The sequence below is a fragment of the Paenibacillus sp. FSL H8-0034 genome (genome assembly GCF_038000305.1).
Classification (GTDB): domain Bacteria; phylum Bacillota; class Bacilli; order Paenibacillales; family NBRC-103111; genus Paenibacillus_S.
Genome location: NZ_JBBOBS010000001.1, coordinates 5,851,762 through 5,868,502 on the forward strand (window position 1 = coordinate 5,851,762; position 16,741 = coordinate 5,868,502).

The following is a 16,741-nucleotide window of genomic DNA, read 5'->3' on the forward strand; positions in this document are numbered from 1 at the left end:
CCGTTGACGTCATACGAGGAGCGATATAAGCTATGGAAACCAAAAGGAATGAACTCGATCGTCGGCGGAGGCGGTCTCAGTTACTACTGAAGCAATCGTTCGCGGAACTGATGCGGGAAAAAGGGTTCACCGCGATGACAATTCAAGATATCACCGACCGGGCGGATGTGCACAGAGGAACGTTCTACGCTCATTTTCCGGACAAATTCGCACTGCTGGAGCAGTCCATTCGTGATAAATTTCGCCATTTGCTTGGGCGTGAGATTCCACCGGATGCAGGCTGGAATCCGGGGCATTTGCGGGTGCTGGTCCGAACCGTACTGGAGCACGTTCGCTCGCTATACGGTCGTTGCAGCCCTATCGATACGGTTAACCCTCTGTTCGAGAGAGCGATCCTTGACGAGCTCGGCGAATTGCTGCAGCACTGGCTCGAGCGGCTTCGGGCGGATCGTGCTGATTGGACCATCCCCGTCGATACGATGGCTCTCATGACGAGCTGGTCGATATTCGGCGCTGCAGTACAATGGAGCAAAACTTATGATGATATAAGTGTCGACGAAATGACCGATCGCATCATAGCTGTGCTGGCGGAAGGTTCAGGCTTAACAAAAAAATGTAATCGCTAATGATATGCATGATCGCATCTACGTCAAATGCTGCCGAATTCCATACACGAACGGGGCCAAGTGATACCCATCCAGATAAAAGGGCTGATGTTAAAGAATCGCCATTTTCATATCCCACCATTGGTATACCTGGAAATAGGTTGAAACAATTTTAATAATTTTTCACTAATCTTTCTTGGGAATCACCGATACCATAAGGAAAGAATCTCCTCAAGAAATGGTTCGTATTCTACCGACCCTTACGGTTAATGGTCCTTACTTTGCAGCGGGTTTAAAAAAATAATCCTCTTCCGTTTCACAGTCTGGCCGGTATAACGATCTTTTTTCTGCCGCGGGTTTCCCTAGCCTAATCCAGGATTCGCCAATGAATAGATAGCTCCAGCAAACTCCCTTTCAATTTGATTGTATTAAAGGCAGACGATTATTGTAGTTCTTATGAATTGTTACATAAGCGGCAGTGAGAGGATTAGGCAAACAATTGGTACGAATGAGATAACGGTCTCTTTGTCATCTGGTGCATAATAAGGATACGAGGGTGCTCGTATCGGAGGAGTTACCGTGGGTAGATCGTCGATATTGTCGATCTGCTGGATTGGTGCCGTTACGGTGGTGGTCGACTTACAAATCATTTTAAAAACGGAGGATTTTATATGCAAAAAGTAACTTTGAACAATGGTGTTGAGATGCCTATACTCGGTTTTGGTGTATTTCAGATTGCAGATCAAAAAGAATGTGAACAAAGCGTTTATGACGCTATTATGGCAGGCTATCGGCTGATTGATACAGCTGCCTCTTATCTAAATGAAGCAGCAGTTGGCAGAGGGATCAAACGGAGTGGCGTGGCAAGAGAGGAATTATTTATTACTACGAAACTTTGGGTTCAGGATACTGGTTATGAGCGCACAAAAAATGCTTTTAAAAAATCACTGGAAAGATTGCAGTTGGATTATTTGGATTTGTATTTAATTCATCAGCCATTCGGCGATGTGCATGGTTCTTGGCGCGCTATGGAGGAATTGTACGCGCAAGGAAAGGTCCGTGCCATTGGCGTTAGTAACTTCCACGAGGATCGCCTGATCGATTTGATTATTCATAATGAAGTCGTTCCTGCCGTTAACCAGGTTGAGACGCATCCGTTCAACCAACAAATCGAAAACGCAAAATTCATGAAAGAGAATAAGGTTCAAATCGAATCCTGGGCGCCTTTTGCTGAAGGGAAAAATAACTTGTTCCAGAATGAGCTATTGGTAGCCATGGCTGAAAAGTATAATAAATCCGTTGCTCAAGTGGTTCTACGTTGGCTGACACAAAGAGAAGTCGTTGTGATTCCAAAGTCCGTTCGCAAAGAAAGAATGATTGAAAACTTCAATATCTTTGATTTTGAATTAAGCCAAGGGGATATGGAGTTGATAGCTACGTTAGATACGAAAGAGAGCCTATTCTTTTCACATCGCGATCCTGAAAAGGTGAAATGGATCGGTACCCGTAAACTTGATATTTAACAATCGCTATTCGAAAGTTCACCGGCAGGTTCTATTTCCGCGAAAGAACACAAGAAATAATTCGTTAATTTAACAATTAGATATTGAAATAAGGAGCAGATGCACTTAAGCAAACTGCTCCTTGTTTCATTTGCAGAATCCAGGTATTTATTGAGCAATTTTGCCCGTTAGCCATTCATGCAGCGCAAGCGCTGCACCATAGAGGATGAAAATGAATTTTCATCGTGGCTTAACGCGGCGGCCGATCTATGTCGACACCCGCGTCTCTGTTGGTTAATATTCCTGGTTAGCCTAACGTCTTTTCCGTTTCGAGGGCCTCAATGCTTTGTGATCCGAAGCTCAGAAAAGAAAGCCTCGGTTCCGATATCTACGAAAAGACCAATATTTCCCGTGGTTACCTCTGCCTTAGTCTTGTCTAATGAAATGCATTCAGTTCCATCCACAAATACCTTCAGATTTGTCCCGTCAATTTCCAGCATGAGATTAAGCCATTCGGCAGGCCCAATGTTCGCTCCCGCCTCGAAACGACCGTCTGGGTATTCCTGTCTCAGACGGTCGAACCGCCAATCGGGGTATGCGAAATACTGGACGGCACGCTTGTCGCGAGGCGACTCGGGCTTTGTCTTTAAGCCGTTTAACGGACGAACGTAGACTGGCTTCAAAGGCATCCCCACTATCGCTTATGCGATATGCCAGGCCTGCGAACCCGCGTGCATAAGCCGGAGCATCGTCTCGTAACTTGCTGAACAAGTTTACCGATATAGTTCCATTCTTGAAATTTCCAGGAATCATCAAGAATGTCGGCATATCGATGAAATCAACGTTGGGTTCGCCTTCTGAAGCTTTATCCGTCAGCGTAACGCGCAATGCCTGCCGCCCGCCCATTGTAATCAGGTTGGCGGTCACGGACAGAGGTCGGGCTCTTTCTGGCAGCATCCCGAGGTCGTAAGTGATGGTCTGTGTGCTCATAGTGGCTTCCTCCCTTAATTAAACGTTCTGGTGTGAGACTTCTTTTCCCAAAAAGCATCTGATAGTTATTACATCCACATTCATAATATAAGATCCTGAATCATTTCATCCTCCAATAGGTTAATTCATTGCGATATAAATCCACTGGACATGTTGTCATTGCAATCATAAACTTATGATATACTCGTTAGTATCTGTTGTGAAGAAGTTAGTTTAATAAGCAATAAATGGAAAGCTCTAATCCTTCGTGAATTATTGAGTGGTACAAAACGATTTAGTGAACTTAGAAATGGAATATCGGGTGTTAGCCAGAAGGTATTGACACAAAATTTACGTTCAATGGAGGAGGATCGAATCATAGAACGCAAGATATACGCAGAGGTTCCACCAAGAGTAGAATATTTTCTTAGTGATTTGGGTAATACGCTCAGACCAATTATCGATGCAATGGCAACTTCCTAAATCTTGCTTAACTATTTTTACCGTTTGTATTATCAGGTCAACCAGTCTTTTCTGGTTGATCCTTTTTTATTTGTTATCTGACCAGACAATATGAGTCTCTTTCAAAGATATGCGTGCAAACTAAATTGAATTTCCATGCTGTTTTGGATCAGGTCTTCCCTGCATACAAAGGTGTTTTCGGGGCTATGTATTCAGGCGTTTCACTCCGGTTTTTAAAGTCGTTTCCAACAATTGCATAAGTCTCTTAATTCATCTACATGCTAATATCCAATAATTAAAGCGCTGCATCTTTTTAAAAATGTATGAATCACATCTGGCAAAAGCACCTGAAGTAAATCTGATGTCTCTAAAAATCAAAACAGATATGAACACGTTATGATCTCTGTTTTATTATCTGTCCTGTTGTATTTTATCTGAGGTCTCTAGATTTTTGAAAAAACTGATTTTAAGATCGATTTTCTCCAGCGTCTTTTCAAGCTCCTTCATTTGATCGATAACTTTCCTGCGATAGGTTTCCATAAATTCTCGCCGTGCTGTTATTGTGGAAACTTCACTATTGGGCAAGGCAATAAAGTCCTGCATCTCCCGAATCGGCATCCCCATGGCTCGAAAGTAACTTAAAACTTGAAACCATGCGATATCGGACTCTGAATACTGACGATATCCATTTGCGTCCCGTTCTATATCGCTAATTAACCCGATTAGCTCATAGTATCGCAATGTGTGAATGCTTAATCCCGTTTCAACAGAAGCTTGTTTGCTCGAAAATTTGTTTTCCATATTTTTATTATAGCATTGATTCGAACTGTATTGCTATCGAGTGCACTCTATACTTTATCATTACACATGTAAGTAATCATTTGATAGTGGGAGGAATTCATTATGCGTATTTTTGTCACCGGGGCAACCGGATTCATTGGATCTGCGGTTGTTCATGAGCTCATCGAGGCAGGGCATCAAGTCGTCGGACTTGCCCGCTCGGACACAGCCGCAGCATCCTTGACGGCGGTTGGTGCCGAAGTGCATCGCGGTGCCCTCGATGACCTCGACGCCCTTCGTAGAGGCACCTTAGCAACGGACGGTGTTATTCACCTGGCCTTCATTCACGACTTCTCGAACTTTGCAGCGGCCGCCGAGATCGATAGACTGGCGATCGAAGCGATGGGAGCAGCACTCGAGGGCTCTGACAAACCATTCGTGGGCACCTCGGGGACTCTTATGCTCACATCGGGACGCCTAGGGACGGAAGAGGACACGCCGATCTCAGCTACGCCGCGCCGATCCGAGGAGGTGGCGCTTGCACTGGCTGCACGCGGGGTTCGATCATCGGTCGTGCGTCTTGCACCGTCCGTGCATGGTCCAGGTGATCATGGCTTCATCCCATGGTTGATCGGCATTGCTCGTGACAAGGGCGTCTCTGCTTACATCGGCGACGGGTCCAACCGTTGGCCGGCCGTCCATCGCCTCGATGCGGCGCGTCTGTTCAGACTAGCAGTGGAAGGCGCGCCAGCGGGCTCCCGACTTCACGGGGTCGGTGATGAGGGTGTTCCATTCCGCGACATTGCCGGCATCATTGGTCGCCACCTGAACCTGCCGGTCGTCAGCATTCCCCGCGAGGAGGCAGACGCCCACTTTGGTTGGCTTTCCTTCGCCGCATCTGCCGACAATCCGACATCGAGCGCCCTGACTCAAGAACGCCTGGGCTGGCGGCCGGTGCACCCCGGGCTGATCCCGGATCTCGAAGAAGGTCACTACTTCCATGGCTGAACGCCCACCGAAGGAGCTGTTGAAGCAGCTCCTTCATCGTTGTGTAGGGTCCTTCATTTCAAAAACCTATTCAAAAGCGATCAGAGCCTATCTAAATTTTGTTCATTTGTTTCTTCACTAAGGGGTTTGAGTTTGTTGTAATCTTTCAGGGGCTTCAAGCTTGCGATGAGATGCGAGTTAATAAGCGTAAAAGGTATCCCCTTTATATAAACCGATCGCTCACAGTATGTTCCGTGACCGCCTTTCGACGGTATGTTCCAGGCGACACACCGACCATTTGCTTGAACAGTCGGTTAAAATGACTAAGATCATCGAAGCCGATTTCCTTGGCGACATGAATGATTTTGTCATCAGTCGTCTCCAGTAGACGCTTAGCAAACCGAATGCGAATATCGTTGCGATATTCCAAAAATGTCTTACCTACTACCCCGCGGAACAGCGCGGTGAATTTACTTTGGCTCATGCCTGCCATCGAGCTCACTTGCTCAAGCGTCAACGGACTGGCGTGGCGTAACTCGATGAATTGACAGACCCGTTCGATCATTTCATTGTCGCTTGCGATGGAGGAAAGCGGCTTTTGCTTGTTTTTCTCGTATATTCGGCTTAGAGTTATGAAAATCTCAATTAACTTGGTCTTAATGAGGAAACGATAGCCACTTTCTTTGGATTTGTATTCATCAATGAGCCGATCCATCAACTCACGAAGCTCGAACTGCTGCTTCAAGTTCAATGTCAATTTGCATTGAAAGGATACGTTAGACCGCAGGAATGGTTCCATGTAGTAGAACTCGATAAACGAAGTCACGTTCGACAATGCCTTGAGCTCCCCGATCAAAAGCGAAGGCACGAATAACACATTAACTACCTTTAATTGCTGGTTCTCTCCAACGCGGTAGGCATGTTCCTTCCCCGGCTCGATGATGAAAACGTCCCCTTGCGATATCGGAAACAATTCCCCTTCGTATTCGTGCTCTCCCTCACCCTGGGTAATGATTGCGAGTTCCACGAACTCGTGCGTGTGCGGAGGAATCGTCTTGTTGCTCTCAATTTGATAAGGAGCGGCATGAAAGAGAAAATCCTTGCTTTCTAAAAACTTATCGTTTTTGTACAAATCTGCCACGACTTCTCGCTCACTCCTTAATCTGTCGGATTCGCCAATTCGTTCGTTAAATCCACCAAGTTTATTTTCCTACCTTCATTATACAATGGTAACAGTGAAGTTAAACTAAAAATCACGATGAAGGGATGGCGTGCAAATGACTGTCCAATTTGAAATCGAGAGATTTGAATCGCAAGAATTACGCAATAAACTTGGGGATTACTGGATGCGTGTGCCGGAACAAATCTCACTTTTGAATCGTTTTATTTTTCTGGATTGGGCTTCTGCCCGACTTATTGCCGGCTGGGTTCCCGCAGCTAAGGAACTGGGATGGAAATCCGAGCTAAGCCGACACATGTGGATAGATATGACCTGTGCGAATCGTCTTCTTGGCCGCAAGGAAGAGCTTGCCGCAAACACCAAGATCCATATTCCTACACCTCAAATTCAGAAGTTTCTACAGGATGTATCCGCAGCAGACAACTTCTATGCGTTTCTGGCAGGCTGGTATCTTGAGGTTAAGACAGATATCGTCCACGCATTGGAACGACTTACCGAATCACTCGACCCGATCTTTGACGCACCGACATTAGAGCTAATCGCTGAGCTGCTGCCGAAAAAACGCGATCAGATCGAATGGGCCAAACGCCTGATCCATGATTCTGTGAAAGATCCAGCCATTCTTGAAAGCGTAACGAGATGGCGCAAATACGCACGCGAATACGTCAGACACCTGAACGGCACAGATGGACGTGCAGATTTGGGCGCTATTTCCAAACCGACCAAGCCAAATGTGGAATCCTATGGACCCGCACCAAAGAAAAGAACGATGCCCGACTGGTTGATAAAGGGAGACTTCGCAAATCCACCGGAACCTGTGCGCGACAACCTGAAAGTATTCATGTGGCACTATATGACGGAAATTCAGGTTGTCGATCCAATGTGTTATGTTTTTTATGGACTGGACGACATGCCCTTTGAATTTTACGTCGATTTCAGCCGCCATATCTGGGACGAGAGTCGCCACCATCAGATGGGCGTTCGTAGGCTAGAACAAATGGGCTACGACATCAAGCAATTCCCTATTCCTTTTGCCGAAGATGCGATTCAAGAGCTGGAGCAATTCTATGCGGAATTGACGATGTTTGGCGAATCGTGTTCGTTCAGCCGTAAAAAGAAATCAATGGACAGCTTTTACGCTAAATCCGATATGATATCCGGCATGACTGCCGAGATCGATATCGTCGACGAGCGAACACATGTAAAGTTCGGTAAAAAGTGGACACCCTTGCTTTACAAGCATCGATTTGAAAATGAACAAAGCTTAGACGAAATCGTGCGGGGCATTATGGACCGACGGTTTGCTGGAGCCGCAGAAGGTAGCGATCTCGGGAAGCTCAGCGAGGAAGAACGCAAAAGCATTACGCACTTTGCTTTCTGCGGCAAAATCGAATTCAAGAATCTAGTTTTTGACAAGCTATAATAAGATGGGAATTCATACACTCGCTATGTTTTTAAAAAAATTGAACATTCAAAGTGTGGTCTGCAAATCTCACGTAATAAGTAAATTGGAATGACTAAAAGCTGTCGGAAGCTTCCGACAGCTTTTAGTGCGTGGATGAGGGGCAAAGGCATGAGATTTCCGTTCATGATAGTAGTAGCTATTATGAGGCCTCGTAGTTTTTTAACGGCATGCCTACATATTCGCGGAAGGAGCGGACCTGCTCTGCCTCGAACTCGAAAATGACCGCAAGCTCATTACGATAAGGCCGCCCATTTAACGAGCCTTCCGCGCGAAATACCACCATTCCGTTGTCCTCATTCTCAAGCACGATGAGCGGAGTCAGCTGCACCTGCAATACTGAACGCTCGAACCTGATCAATTCCTCGAACCGCTCTTTGCCTTGCTGCTCGTGATTCCACCCCTCTAGCGGAAGCGGAACGATGAAATGAAAGCCTTCCGTAACCTTCTTAAGAAAATCGACTGTATGCCCTGTTTCGAAAGCCTGTTTAAAAGCATCAAACACTTCGCAAGTTCGGGATGGGACTGAGCCTACGGATTTTTCCATGAGAGCACCCTCCTAAAAAAATATTGTCTTATTTGTTGATGTACCATAAAAAAGGACCCTTGCTTTTCATTGGTTAGTGCGACAGAACCTTTAGCTGGCTCGATATCGTTCCAAGGTGAATGGCTTCGTGAATCAGAGCGAAGTTGAACAACTCGCCAGCGGTGTTGAATTGGAACGGTCCCAAAGCATACGGAGTTGAAAGCTTCTCGCCCAGCATTTCAGGTGTCAGCTCAGATAAGTGTGAAAGCTGGGCCGTTAACATCTCGACTAACTCTTCCTTCGATGGCGGAGCAAATGTCCAGTCCAAGGGCTTTGTCCCAGAGTTAAACAGCTTATCATACGAGCCCGGTATGGCCGACGGAGAGTTGAAGCTTAGGCTAGAATACTGATCCATCCAATAAATCATATGACCAACATTCCAACGAATGGTATTGTTGAAGCCTGCCGTTTGAATGTCGAATAATTCCTCTTGGATAGCCTGCACCTGCTGCAGTACCACTTGACGTACAGTTACTGCCGTGTTGATAATCATTTCAGACATGTTGATTTCCTCCTTTGTAATGAGAAGCGCTTGATATGTTCCAAGTATAGGTCTCCTGGAGCTTTCCATCAATGCAGTGGACATTACCGGAACGTTAAGTATAAGTTAACGATTATTATTGACAGATAAAGAAGATGGAGTGACAATAATCATTGAACATGCATTCAGCGATGCTATTGAAAGCAGGTGTGAGCCATGGAGCTAAAACAACTACAGTATTTTATGGCGATTTGTGAAGAGCTTCACTTCACGAGAGCAGCAGAAAAAATGGGAGTCAGCGCACCCAACATCAGCCAGCAGATACGGAGATTGGAAGAAGAATTAGGGGTTCTGTTGTTTGATCGTGTGGGAAAAACAATTGTCCTTACAGATGCCGGAGCGATACTTCATCAACATGGAGCTGCCGTGTTCGGACATCTACAGCAAGCGAGCGACGCCATTGCTGACCTGAAGCAGATGCAAGGCGGATCGCTATCCATCGGCGTCTTGCCCGGTGATGCGGATCTCATGTTTAATGCCCTGCTATTGAATTTCCATCAGACTTATCCAACCATCTCGCTGTCCCTTCTGGAAACCATGAAAGTAACAGAACAAGTTCTGGACCGAAGCATTGATGTAGGCGTAACCATTGGACCTGTTATCGATGAACGTCTCACGTCAATCCCTCTGTTTCACGAGGAGTTCTCATTGGCGGTAAGTATGAAGGACCCCCTTGCTGCGGAGAACTTCATCCCCTTGAACAGGCTGCAAGCCTTGAAGATGGTGATGTTCCCACCCGACCATCAATGCCGCAAGCTGATCGACCGCTTTTGTATGGACAACGGATTTACCCTGCAGCCGCATATGGTGACGACAACATTATCCTCCCTCCTCCAGATGGTACAGAGCGGAGTTGGTAGCTGTGTTCTGCCGCGATTGCTGCTGGATAATCTTCACCATACAGATATCAAAGTTGTGCATCTGAGAAATCCTACGCCTTCTCAGGACATTTGTCTGATCTACCGCAGCGACAGATATGTCGGATACGCCATGCGCACGTTCATCAAAACTTTGAGAGCCTATATCGAGACCGCTATCAATCATGCGAAGTCTTCATAGATAGGGGAGAGTTCAAGCGTATTGAAGAACCCATTTTTTTATTTGAGCTGCTATATCAGTTACGTCGGCAACCGTAGTATCAACAATCGGCATTGAGGGGATATATTCCTTATCCGCATTTTCAAGCAACCATTTTGCAAATTTCTTGTAGTCTTGAATCATTTCATCTGGCCAATTTCTTTCACGTAATCGCTTTTCACGAGTCTCATCATCACAATGTAAATTCAGATAATATACATGTTTAAAATAAGGAAAATCAATACATTTTTCAATATCCCAAGTCATTGCTGTTCCACATATTATAGTCATCCGTCCACTTTCAGCTGTATTTCGCGCAACCCGAAGCCAAACATTTCGTATTTGTTGCTCGTCTGTAATGCCTAACTCACGGAGATTATCGATATCAAAGATATTAAAATTCGGTAATATTTTTCGCAATTCGTTAATAACGTAGGTTTTCCCCGATCCACTAGAACCTGTTACAATAAATAGGGGCACCTTTTGCTTTGATATTGAATTAACTTCACCAACCATTTAATGTTCCACCTTTTATGATAATATACATGCTTATTTTATTCTAAATACATTATCAAACTACAAAAAGAGCCTTTTTAATTATAACTAATTTTATAATTTACATTTATAGTAAATAAAGACCTAATCTTTTTTAGATTAGGTCTACAACATGCAAGGGTTCTGCAATTTGCTGAAATTCATCAGCTTTAGTTCCTCTATTTATAAACCAAGTCGCACGATAAGCCTTAATACCTGCGTTTGTTGCACCCACCAGTTCGTTTGCACCTCCATCACCAATAAATATAGATTCAGAAGGCTCTACTTTGAGTCGATCGCAAGCCAACGTGTAAATTTCTTTGTGTGGCTTAGAACATTTGACTTGGCAAGAAAGTACAAGCTCATCAATATAATTTACCAAAGCGCTATTAAAAAGACCATGAACTTCTTCAGGTGAGCAGTTACTAATTAATCCAATTTGGATATCTCTTCGCTTTAATTCTTCGAGCAGCTTAAGCACATTTGGTTCAATTTGACGATAGAGTAACAGCTTCGTGGATACTCGTTTTTTATTAAGTGAATGAAGGATTTCATCATCGACATCAATATTCAGCGTATCACAAATGTCTTTCAATACCATGAAATAATCTTCGAAGTATCCATTCATCCTTCCTGGTCTTCTGGCAACCCATTCCCGTTCAAATAATTCTTCACTAATCCCTAAAGACGGTCCAGGAGAAACGCTGTCTGGAGTACCAAACTCTATAGTCCTCCCATTTTCCCTTTCTGTTATGAGTGTCTCAAACAAATCAAAGAAAACAGCCTTTACCATCTAGACCCCACTCCCCATCAACTATGTGAATCTATTACTCTATGAAACTTTATCACATATAATAAATTAAATAAAAACAATTTTTCCAACAAAATGCTTTAAATTTGTCCGATGTACAATAAGTCAATATCAGGAGTATTTTCTTTCTTTACTCCTTGTTTGACCAATTCATCACAATGTATGTGTCCTATCTTTAGATCCTTTACCGACTTAAAAGTCGTCTAACTGTAATCCACTCCGAGGGAAAACCACCCAAACAAAATGTTCAGAACCTACTATTCTCATCTTTCTTAGAAATAGTCAATATCAGATCCTCCAACGAACCGATACACTGTTCGACTTCATCTAGATGATAAAATGTACTTGTCGTTCCAATATCGTTGATTTCATGTGTCGGGGAGTATAAGTATATTTTCTTTTTTGATCCTAGAGCTATTCCTAACTCCACATGGCTGCCTTTACCCGCAGGCATCATTACAATTACAACATCTGCATTCAAGACTCCTGCCATTTCCTCATTTCCAATCTCACGGAGTTTCGATATAGAATCCACCTTTGAGTGCGTAGTCCAATCGTAAGTCTGTGTAAACCCACGTGATTTCAAATCCTCTGCAACACCTCGAACATTATTGGCGTTTTTGAAACTGGATGCTATGTAAAATTTCATATGCTGTCCCCAATCAGTTTACTTGGAATTAACTAATATGGGATGCATCTTCAAAAATTGAAGAATCGCATCGTTTACCAATGTCGGATATTCTCTTATCATATGAGGTCTATGGCTTCCGCCCGAAACAACAAAATAGGTTGAACCTTTTACTAAGGAACTCAATAGTTTGATTCTTTCTTCACCAGCAAATTCGTCATATTCCCCTGAAATAAAAAATGCTGGACAAGATATATTGCTCAGTTGTTCTTTAGTAAGTTGGGGGTAAAGACGCCAATCCTTTGCACTTTGCCGCATAAACTCTTGCCAGTTACCTAGATGTGCTTCTTCATGTCGTTCAATCATTTGGTTTATCATATCATATCGCTCATATTTTATAAGACGTTCTGGTTCATAATCATCTGCTCCCTTCGAGTCCGCAAATCCGCTAGTCCCTATAGTCGTAAGTGTCGCTATTCTTTGGCGTTCTTTCACGGCACAGTACAGTGCAACATTTGAACCACAACTATAACCAATAAGATGTGCTTTGGGGATATCCAGAGCATCCATGAAGTGTAAAATATCATCTGCTAACTGAGGTGTACACCACTCAAGGCTTTCGCACCTAGTACGACCATGACCTCTGAAATCCGGAAAATAACAAGTGTAGTTCTTTTGAAAATCCAGCATTTGACTTGCAAAAGCTAAGATTCCCCTTGAAAAATGGCTATGCAAAAATATAATCGGGTCACCAACACCCATTTTTTCATAATACATCTCTAAATCTTTAAGCTGTAAGTATGGCATCCGGCTTAACCTCCCTTAAATGAACAAATTTTTAATTTATGGTAAGCTCATCCTTTCTACAATAAGATCGTATGTTCCTGTATTATAATACCATAATAATCCATCTAAATAATAAATTATTATAGAAAAGTGCCCATAACGTAGTAGTCAGACCATGCCCGCAAGCGCGTTCTGTTTGCTTATTAATCTAAACGTTATCCTGTATCCACGACCGTAACTTCTCCGCATAGAAAGGAGGATGTTCGTCTGGATCGGTCTGATAGCCTTTGGTCAGATAAAGCTGATAAGCTTTATCCCAATTCTTCATAGCTGGACACATCGATGCAAAAACGAGATCGTACGATTTATTTATTACAATTTCTTCAAAAGTTTTTCGGATTATCTCCACTTGTACTGAATAGTTTGCTGCGTTATTTTCTAGCATCATAGCCAAGTCAGGAGAGGTTCGATAGCTGTAATATGTGCTCCTTTCTCGGCAAAAGGAATGTTAGGATCATCATTCCATGCAGACTTCCAATCACCTTGATTAAATAAATTCTTTTTCATAAGACCCTACTTCTAAAATAATTTAATTGTTGATATTAAAGATATTTTATATCTTTATTAAAAGCACAAAAATCTGATGCAGAAGCATCCATACCCATTTTAACAAGCTTAATTAAGATTTTTGGATAAAAATGCAGTTGATAGCCTTTTCGGCAAGTATGTGTACACGAACAGGCTTGGTAGAATAAGAGCAGAATTTGTGGCTTTGAATACTTCAATGTGTCATTCACTTTCATCAATTAAAGATTTTAAGCATCTTTATTATATGCATTTTGCTTGAGGTGAATTAATTGAAAAATTATTTGAGTAATACAAAAAATACCTAGGCTGAGGATAAAAAGCCTAGGTACTTGTATATTTTCATTATTGGCCCATGTGCATAAAAACTTTCCAACGAATTTTGGAATTTCACCCATTCCTGTCACGTTACAAACCTATATATTCAATTACATCTCCCGTACCCGCAGTTGCTGCAATTTTTGCAGCCTTCACTATTAATGAGTGAGGCTGAGCCGCATGATGGACATAGATCCAGCGAGATTGCTGAGTTCCGATTGACTGCATATTGTGCAGTCGTCTCCATAATGACTTCCTGCGTTGCCGTTACATAAGCATCAGCTTCGTTCGGGGTACTTCCGTGCATCTCCAATGCCTGAGCCACTGCATCAGCAATAGATTCCACTCGATTAGGGCCAAAGCCGATTGCACCTGATCCACCTATACCCTTCAAATGCTTCGTTAACAGCTGGACTTTATTCCCATGGTCACCATAACGCAAGAATAGCGAGCAGACTCGTCCAAGAGCCTCCGACATCGCAAATACGTCGGACCCTGCCTTCCCAACGTTCAGGAATACTTCGCTCGGTGAGCCATTCATTTCGTTAATCGTAATGTAAGCCATACCGAATGGAGTGTTGTACTTATAGGTTGCGCCGCGCAGTACCTGCGGACGGCTTTTATACTGTTTATCCACAACCCCACTGCTTGTGGTTGGTGCGTATGCCGCATGGGACTTCTCAACCTCGATAGAACTTCCAGCCGCCACTTTGTCTTTCTCTTGCTGTTTTGATTGGTCTGGTTGCACTTTGTCCGGTTGCGCTTGTTCTACATTTGCTTGGTCTCCCTGCACAATCGCTTCCTTCTCACCTAAGGCCACCTTGCTCTCTTCCTTCTTATCCGTTGAAAGCACCTGCACGTCACGACTTCCATCGCGGTATATCGTTACACCCTTGCAGCCCAAATCAAAGGCAAGCTCATACAGGCGTTTCGTTTCCTCTAGTGTAAAGTCCGCCGGACAATTTGCTGTTTTGGAAATCGAGCTGTCCACCCATTTCTGTATCGCGGCCTGGACCCTGATATGGTCTTCAGCTGACAAATCCATGGAGGTTACAAAATAATCCGGAAGCTCCTCTTCGGTATGAGCATCCTTCCATTCCTGGGCTATCGGCACCAATTGCTTGTCAAACCCAAGCCGGCTTTGCCTGTAGTATTCGAATGCAAAATAAGGCTCAATTCCAGTCGAAGTACCAACCATTGTACCTGTACTTCCTGTTGGGGCCTGCGTAATTACAGTCACGTTGCGCATGCCTTTTTGTTGAATCGCCGTTCCCACCTCGGGATAAACGCTGGTCATCGTCTTCATGAACCCGCTTTGCAGAAAGGGCTCGGCCTCGAAGCGCTCGAAGCTGCCCTTTTCCGCAGCAATGTCGGCTGAAGCCAAATAGGCTTCCTTGGCCATAAAACCGTACAGCTGATCCAGAAACAGCAACGATTCCGGGCTTCCATAACGAATTTGCAGCTTGATCATCAATTCAGCTAATCCCATCGTACCCAGACCTACACGACGTTCTCCCTGCTGATTAATTCGATTTTCTTCAAAATGATAAGGGGTCTTATCGATGACATTGTCGAGGAATCGTGTGGAATGACGCACGACTTTACCCAGTTCAGCCCAATCGACATCCTGCTTCTGCTCATCATAAAACTTGGAAAGATTGATTGCTGACAGATTGCATACACCCCAGGCTGGCAGCCCTTGCTCACCGCATGGATTTGTACAAATGATCGGATTAAAATACCAGCTGTTCGACATCTGGTTGTAATATTCCATGAAAACAACACCTGGCTCTGCCGATTTCCAAGCAGATTCCATGATAGTGTGCCATATTTCACGCGCCTTGACCGTACGCTGCACATGAACCTGCTTACCGAGCTTTTTCCATTTATCCAGATCGCCATTCCAGACGGTATCGTAATCAGGGTCATTCGTGTCCGGGTAAACCAACTGCCAATCCAGATCCTCCTTAACGGCCTTCATAAAACCGTTGCTGACGCATACGGATAGATTGGCGTTCGTAATCTGTCCCATCGTCTGTTTTACCGTAATAAAATCGACTACATCTGGATGCCAATCATTCATCATCAGCATTAAAGCCCCTCTGCGACTGCCTCCCTGCTCGATGAGACCCGTAGCATAACTAAATAATCCTCCCCAGGAGACGGCTCCGCTCGATGATCCGTTGACACCTTTGACGATCGAACGCCGTGGACGCAATGACGACAAATTAATGCCGACACCCCCGCCTCGTGCCATGATTTCAGTCATCTCCGATAACGTAACCATAATGCCGCCCCGGCTGTCATGGGGAGAAGGTATGACATAGCAATTGAACAAGGTAAGCTCATCGCTGGCATCAGCGCCGGCAGCAATACGTCCACCGGGCACTAGCTTCCAATCGTCCAATAAGGCTCTGAATTTCTCGGTCCACTCTGTCTTTTTTTCGGGAGTTGCTTCTACAGAAGCCATTGCCGATGCGAGACGGTCCCACATTTGCTCCGGCGTTTTCTCGATAGTTAAGGTAAGCTTTTCTACAGTCGAATCGACCAGCTCTCCATTACGGAGCTTCACCTTTACCTGGTTGCCGTTCCTGCTAACCACCTCTCCAACTTCCTTAGCTGGAAATTTGGGATCATCCTTGGTCAGAACCAGCACGGTATCACCGACTTGAGTCAGGCTCGTATCCGCATTTTTCAAGGCATAGCGGTCAAGAAAGATTTTTTCACTTAAACCATGGAGTCTGGAGCTTTCGATTTTATTCAAAGTAATAACCTCCCGAGGAATTAGATGCAATTAAAACACAATATGTAGTATGTATGAATCATTATAGTTCACTATATGTAGTTTTTCTAATAGGGTGATGACGAAATACAGCAGTTAGGACAAGATGCGGCGGCTTTTGCTTAATTTTTCTCTTTCTATCGAGG

The 16,741-nt window shown here is 44.2% G+C and carries 17 protein-coding genes and 1 pseudogene; 7 read left to right on the forward strand and 11 right to left on the reverse strand.

Annotation, left to right across the window (positions count from 1 at the left end; all coding sequences use genetic code 11):
• The first annotated feature begins 110 nt into the window (after positions 1-110).
• Together NST47_RS26380 and NST47_RS26385 are read left to right on the forward strand one after the other, a co-directional pair.
• Positions 111-626: a TetR/AcrR family transcriptional regulator gene (locus tag NST47_RS26380; RefSeq protein WP_341157790.1), complete on the forward strand. Its 516-nt coding sequence runs from the start codon at positions 111-113 to the stop codon at positions 624-626.
• A gap of 650 nt (positions 627-1,276) precedes the next feature.
• Positions 1,277-2,128, forward strand: coding sequence for an aldo/keto reductase (locus tag NST47_RS26385; RefSeq protein ID WP_341157791.1), 852 nt, complete (start codon positions 1,277-1,279; stop codon positions 2,126-2,128).
• A 483-nt stretch (positions 2,129-2,611) separates the two neighbouring features.
• Here NST47_RS26385 and NST47_RS26390 read toward each other — a convergent pair whose 3' ends face one another.
• The gene (locus NST47_RS26390) at positions 2,612-3,097 is read right to left on the reverse strand and encodes a hypothetical protein (RefSeq protein ID WP_341157792.1); all 486 of its coding nucleotides are present in this window, start codon (positions 3,095-3,097) and stop codon (positions 2,612-2,614) included.
• 216 nt (positions 3,098-3,313) lie between these two features.
• On the opposite strand from NST47_RS26390, the gene NST47_RS26395 reads away from it, so the two are divergent.
• Together NST47_RS26395 and NST47_RS26400 are read left to right on the forward strand one after the other, a co-directional pair.
• Positions 3,314-3,559: a winged helix-turn-helix transcriptional regulator gene (locus NST47_RS26395; protein WP_341159759.1), complete on the forward strand. Its 246-nt coding sequence runs from the start codon at positions 3,314-3,316 to the stop codon at positions 3,557-3,559.
• 77 nt (positions 3,560-3,636) lie between these two features.
• A pseudogene (locus NST47_RS26400) lies at positions 3,637-3,789 on the forward strand (IS110 family transposase); the annotation flags it as partial.
• A gap of 160 nt (positions 3,790-3,949) precedes the next feature.
• Here NST47_RS26400 and NST47_RS26405 read toward each other — a convergent pair.
• Entirely contained in the window at positions 3,950-4,339 is a 390-nt protein-coding gene (locus tag NST47_RS26405; RefSeq protein WP_341157793.1) for a MerR family transcriptional regulator, read from the reverse strand.
• Positions 4,340-4,441: 102 nt separating this feature from the next.
• On the opposite strand from NST47_RS26405, the gene NST47_RS26410 reads away from it, so the two are divergent.
• A complete protein-coding gene (locus tag NST47_RS26410; protein ID WP_341157794.1) occupies positions 4,442-5,326 on the forward strand; it encodes an SDR family oxidoreductase in 885 nt (294 codons plus the stop codon).
• A 202-nt stretch (positions 5,327-5,528) separates the two neighbouring features.
• On the opposite strand, the gene NST47_RS26415 is transcribed toward NST47_RS26410, so the two are convergent.
• Positions 5,529-6,446 (reverse strand): AraC family transcriptional regulator, encoded by a 918-nt coding sequence (locus NST47_RS26415; protein WP_341157795.1) that lies wholly within the window; start codon positions 6,444-6,446, stop codon positions 5,529-5,531.
• 136 nt (positions 6,447-6,582) lie between these two features.
• On the opposite strand from NST47_RS26415, the gene NST47_RS26420 reads away from it, so the two are divergent.
• Entirely contained in the window at positions 6,583-7,908 is a 1,326-nt protein-coding gene (locus tag NST47_RS26420; RefSeq protein WP_341157796.1) for a DUF455 family protein, read from the forward strand.
• A 181-nt stretch (positions 7,909-8,089) separates the two neighbouring features.
• Here the strand turns inward: NST47_RS26420 and NST47_RS26425 are convergent, their stop codons facing one another.
• Positions 8,090-8,494: a nuclear transport factor 2 family protein gene (locus NST47_RS26425; RefSeq protein ID WP_341157797.1), complete on the reverse strand. Its 405-nt coding sequence runs from the start codon at positions 8,492-8,494 to the stop codon at positions 8,090-8,092.
• Positions 8,495-8,567: 73 nt separating this feature from the next.
• Positions 8,568-9,035, reverse strand: coding sequence for a DinB family protein (locus tag NST47_RS26430; RefSeq protein WP_341157798.1), 468 nt, complete (start codon positions 9,033-9,035; stop codon positions 8,568-8,570).
• A 195-nt stretch (positions 9,036-9,230) separates the two neighbouring features.
• Between NST47_RS26430 and NST47_RS26435 the strand changes: the two genes are divergently transcribed.
• Positions 9,231-10,133: a LysR family transcriptional regulator gene (locus NST47_RS26435; RefSeq protein WP_341157799.1), complete on the forward strand. Its 903-nt coding sequence runs from the start codon at positions 9,231-9,233 to the stop codon at positions 10,131-10,133.
• Between the two features lie 12 nt (positions 10,134-10,145).
• Here the strand turns inward: NST47_RS26435 and NST47_RS26440 are convergent, their stop codons facing one another.
• The 6 genes from NST47_RS26440 to NST47_RS26465 form a co-directional block, all read right to left on the reverse strand.
• The gene (locus NST47_RS26440; protein WP_341157800.1) at positions 10,146-10,667 is read right to left on the reverse strand and encodes an AAA family ATPase; all 522 of its coding nucleotides are present in this window, start codon (positions 10,665-10,667) and stop codon (positions 10,146-10,148) included.
• Between the two features lie 133 nt (positions 10,668-10,800).
• On the reverse strand, positions 10,801-11,478 hold the full coding sequence (locus NST47_RS26445; protein WP_341157801.1) for an HAD family hydrolase: 678 nt from the start codon (positions 11,476-11,478) through the stop codon (positions 10,801-10,803).
• A gap of 265 nt (positions 11,479-11,743) precedes the next feature.
• The gene (locus NST47_RS26450; RefSeq protein WP_341157802.1) at positions 11,744-12,145 is read right to left on the reverse strand and encodes a nucleoside 2-deoxyribosyltransferase; all 402 of its coding nucleotides are present in this window, start codon (positions 12,143-12,145) and stop codon (positions 11,744-11,746) included.
• 18 nt (positions 12,146-12,163) lie between these two features.
• The gene (locus NST47_RS26455) at positions 12,164-12,931 is read right to left on the reverse strand and encodes an alpha/beta fold hydrolase (RefSeq protein WP_341157803.1); all 768 of its coding nucleotides are present in this window, start codon (positions 12,929-12,931) and stop codon (positions 12,164-12,166) included.
• Between the two features lie 423 nt (positions 12,932-13,354).
• The gene (locus NST47_RS26460) at positions 13,355-13,477 is read right to left on the reverse strand and encodes a hypothetical protein (RefSeq protein ID WP_341157804.1); all 123 of its coding nucleotides are present in this window, start codon (positions 13,475-13,477) and stop codon (positions 13,355-13,357) included.
• Between the two features lie 442 nt (positions 13,478-13,919).
• Positions 13,920-16,577 (reverse strand): adenosylcobalamin-dependent ribonucleoside-diphosphate reductase, encoded by a 2,658-nt coding sequence (locus NST47_RS26465; RefSeq protein ID WP_341157805.1) that lies wholly within the window; start codon positions 16,575-16,577, stop codon positions 13,920-13,922.
• Positions 16,578-16,741 lie beyond the last annotated feature (164 nt).

Excerpts from the sequence above, each read along its gene's own strand:
- NST47_RS26420 (WP_341157796.1), top strand. The coding sequence starts at position 6,583 with ATGACTGTCCAATTTGAAATCGAGAGATTTGAATCGCAAGAATTACGC.
- NST47_RS26390 (WP_341157792.1), bottom strand. The coding sequence starts at position 3,097 with ATGAGCACACAGACCATCACTTACGACCTCGGGATGCTGCCAGAAAGA.
- NST47_RS26380 (WP_341157790.1), top strand. The coding sequence starts at position 111 with ATGCGGGAAAAAGGGTTCACCGCGATGACAATTCAAGATATCACCGAC.
- NST47_RS26435 (WP_341157799.1), top strand. The coding sequence starts at position 9,231 with ATGGAGCTAAAACAACTACAGTATTTTATGGCGATTTGTGAAGAGCTT.
- NST47_RS26430 (WP_341157798.1), bottom strand. The coding sequence starts at position 9,035 with ATGTCTGAAATGATTATCAACACGGCAGTAACTGTACGTCAAGTGGTA.
- NST47_RS26385 (WP_341157791.1), top strand. The coding sequence starts at position 1,277 with ATGCAAAAAGTAACTTTGAACAATGGTGTTGAGATGCCTATACTCGGT.
- NST47_RS26460 (WP_341157804.1), bottom strand. The coding sequence starts at position 13,477 with ATGAAAAAGAATTTATTTAATCAAGGTGATTGGAAGTCTGCATGGAAT.
- NST47_RS26450 (WP_341157802.1), bottom strand. The coding sequence starts at position 12,145 with ATGAAATTTTACATAGCATCCAGTTTCAAAAACGCCAATAATGTTCGA.
- NST47_RS26410 (WP_341157794.1), top strand. The coding sequence starts at position 4,442 with ATGCGTATTTTTGTCACCGGGGCAACCGGATTCATTGGATCTGCGGTT.
- NST47_RS26405 (WP_341157793.1), bottom strand. The coding sequence starts at position 4,339 with ATGGAAAACAAATTTTCGAGCAAACAAGCTTCTGTTGAAACGGGATTA.
- NST47_RS26445 (WP_341157801.1), bottom strand. The coding sequence starts at position 11,478 with ATGGTAAAGGCTGTTTTCTTTGATTTGTTTGAGACACTCATAACAGAA.
- NST47_RS26425 (WP_341157797.1), bottom strand. The coding sequence starts at position 8,494 with ATGGAAAAATCCGTAGGCTCAGTCCCATCCCGAACTTGCGAAGTGTTT.
- NST47_RS26455 (WP_341157803.1), bottom strand. The coding sequence starts at position 12,931 with ATGCCATACTTACAGCTTAAAGATTTAGAGATGTATTATGAAAAAATG.
- NST47_RS26440 (WP_341157800.1), bottom strand. The coding sequence starts at position 10,667 with ATGGTTGGTGAAGTTAATTCAATATCAAAGCAAAAGGTGCCCCTATTT.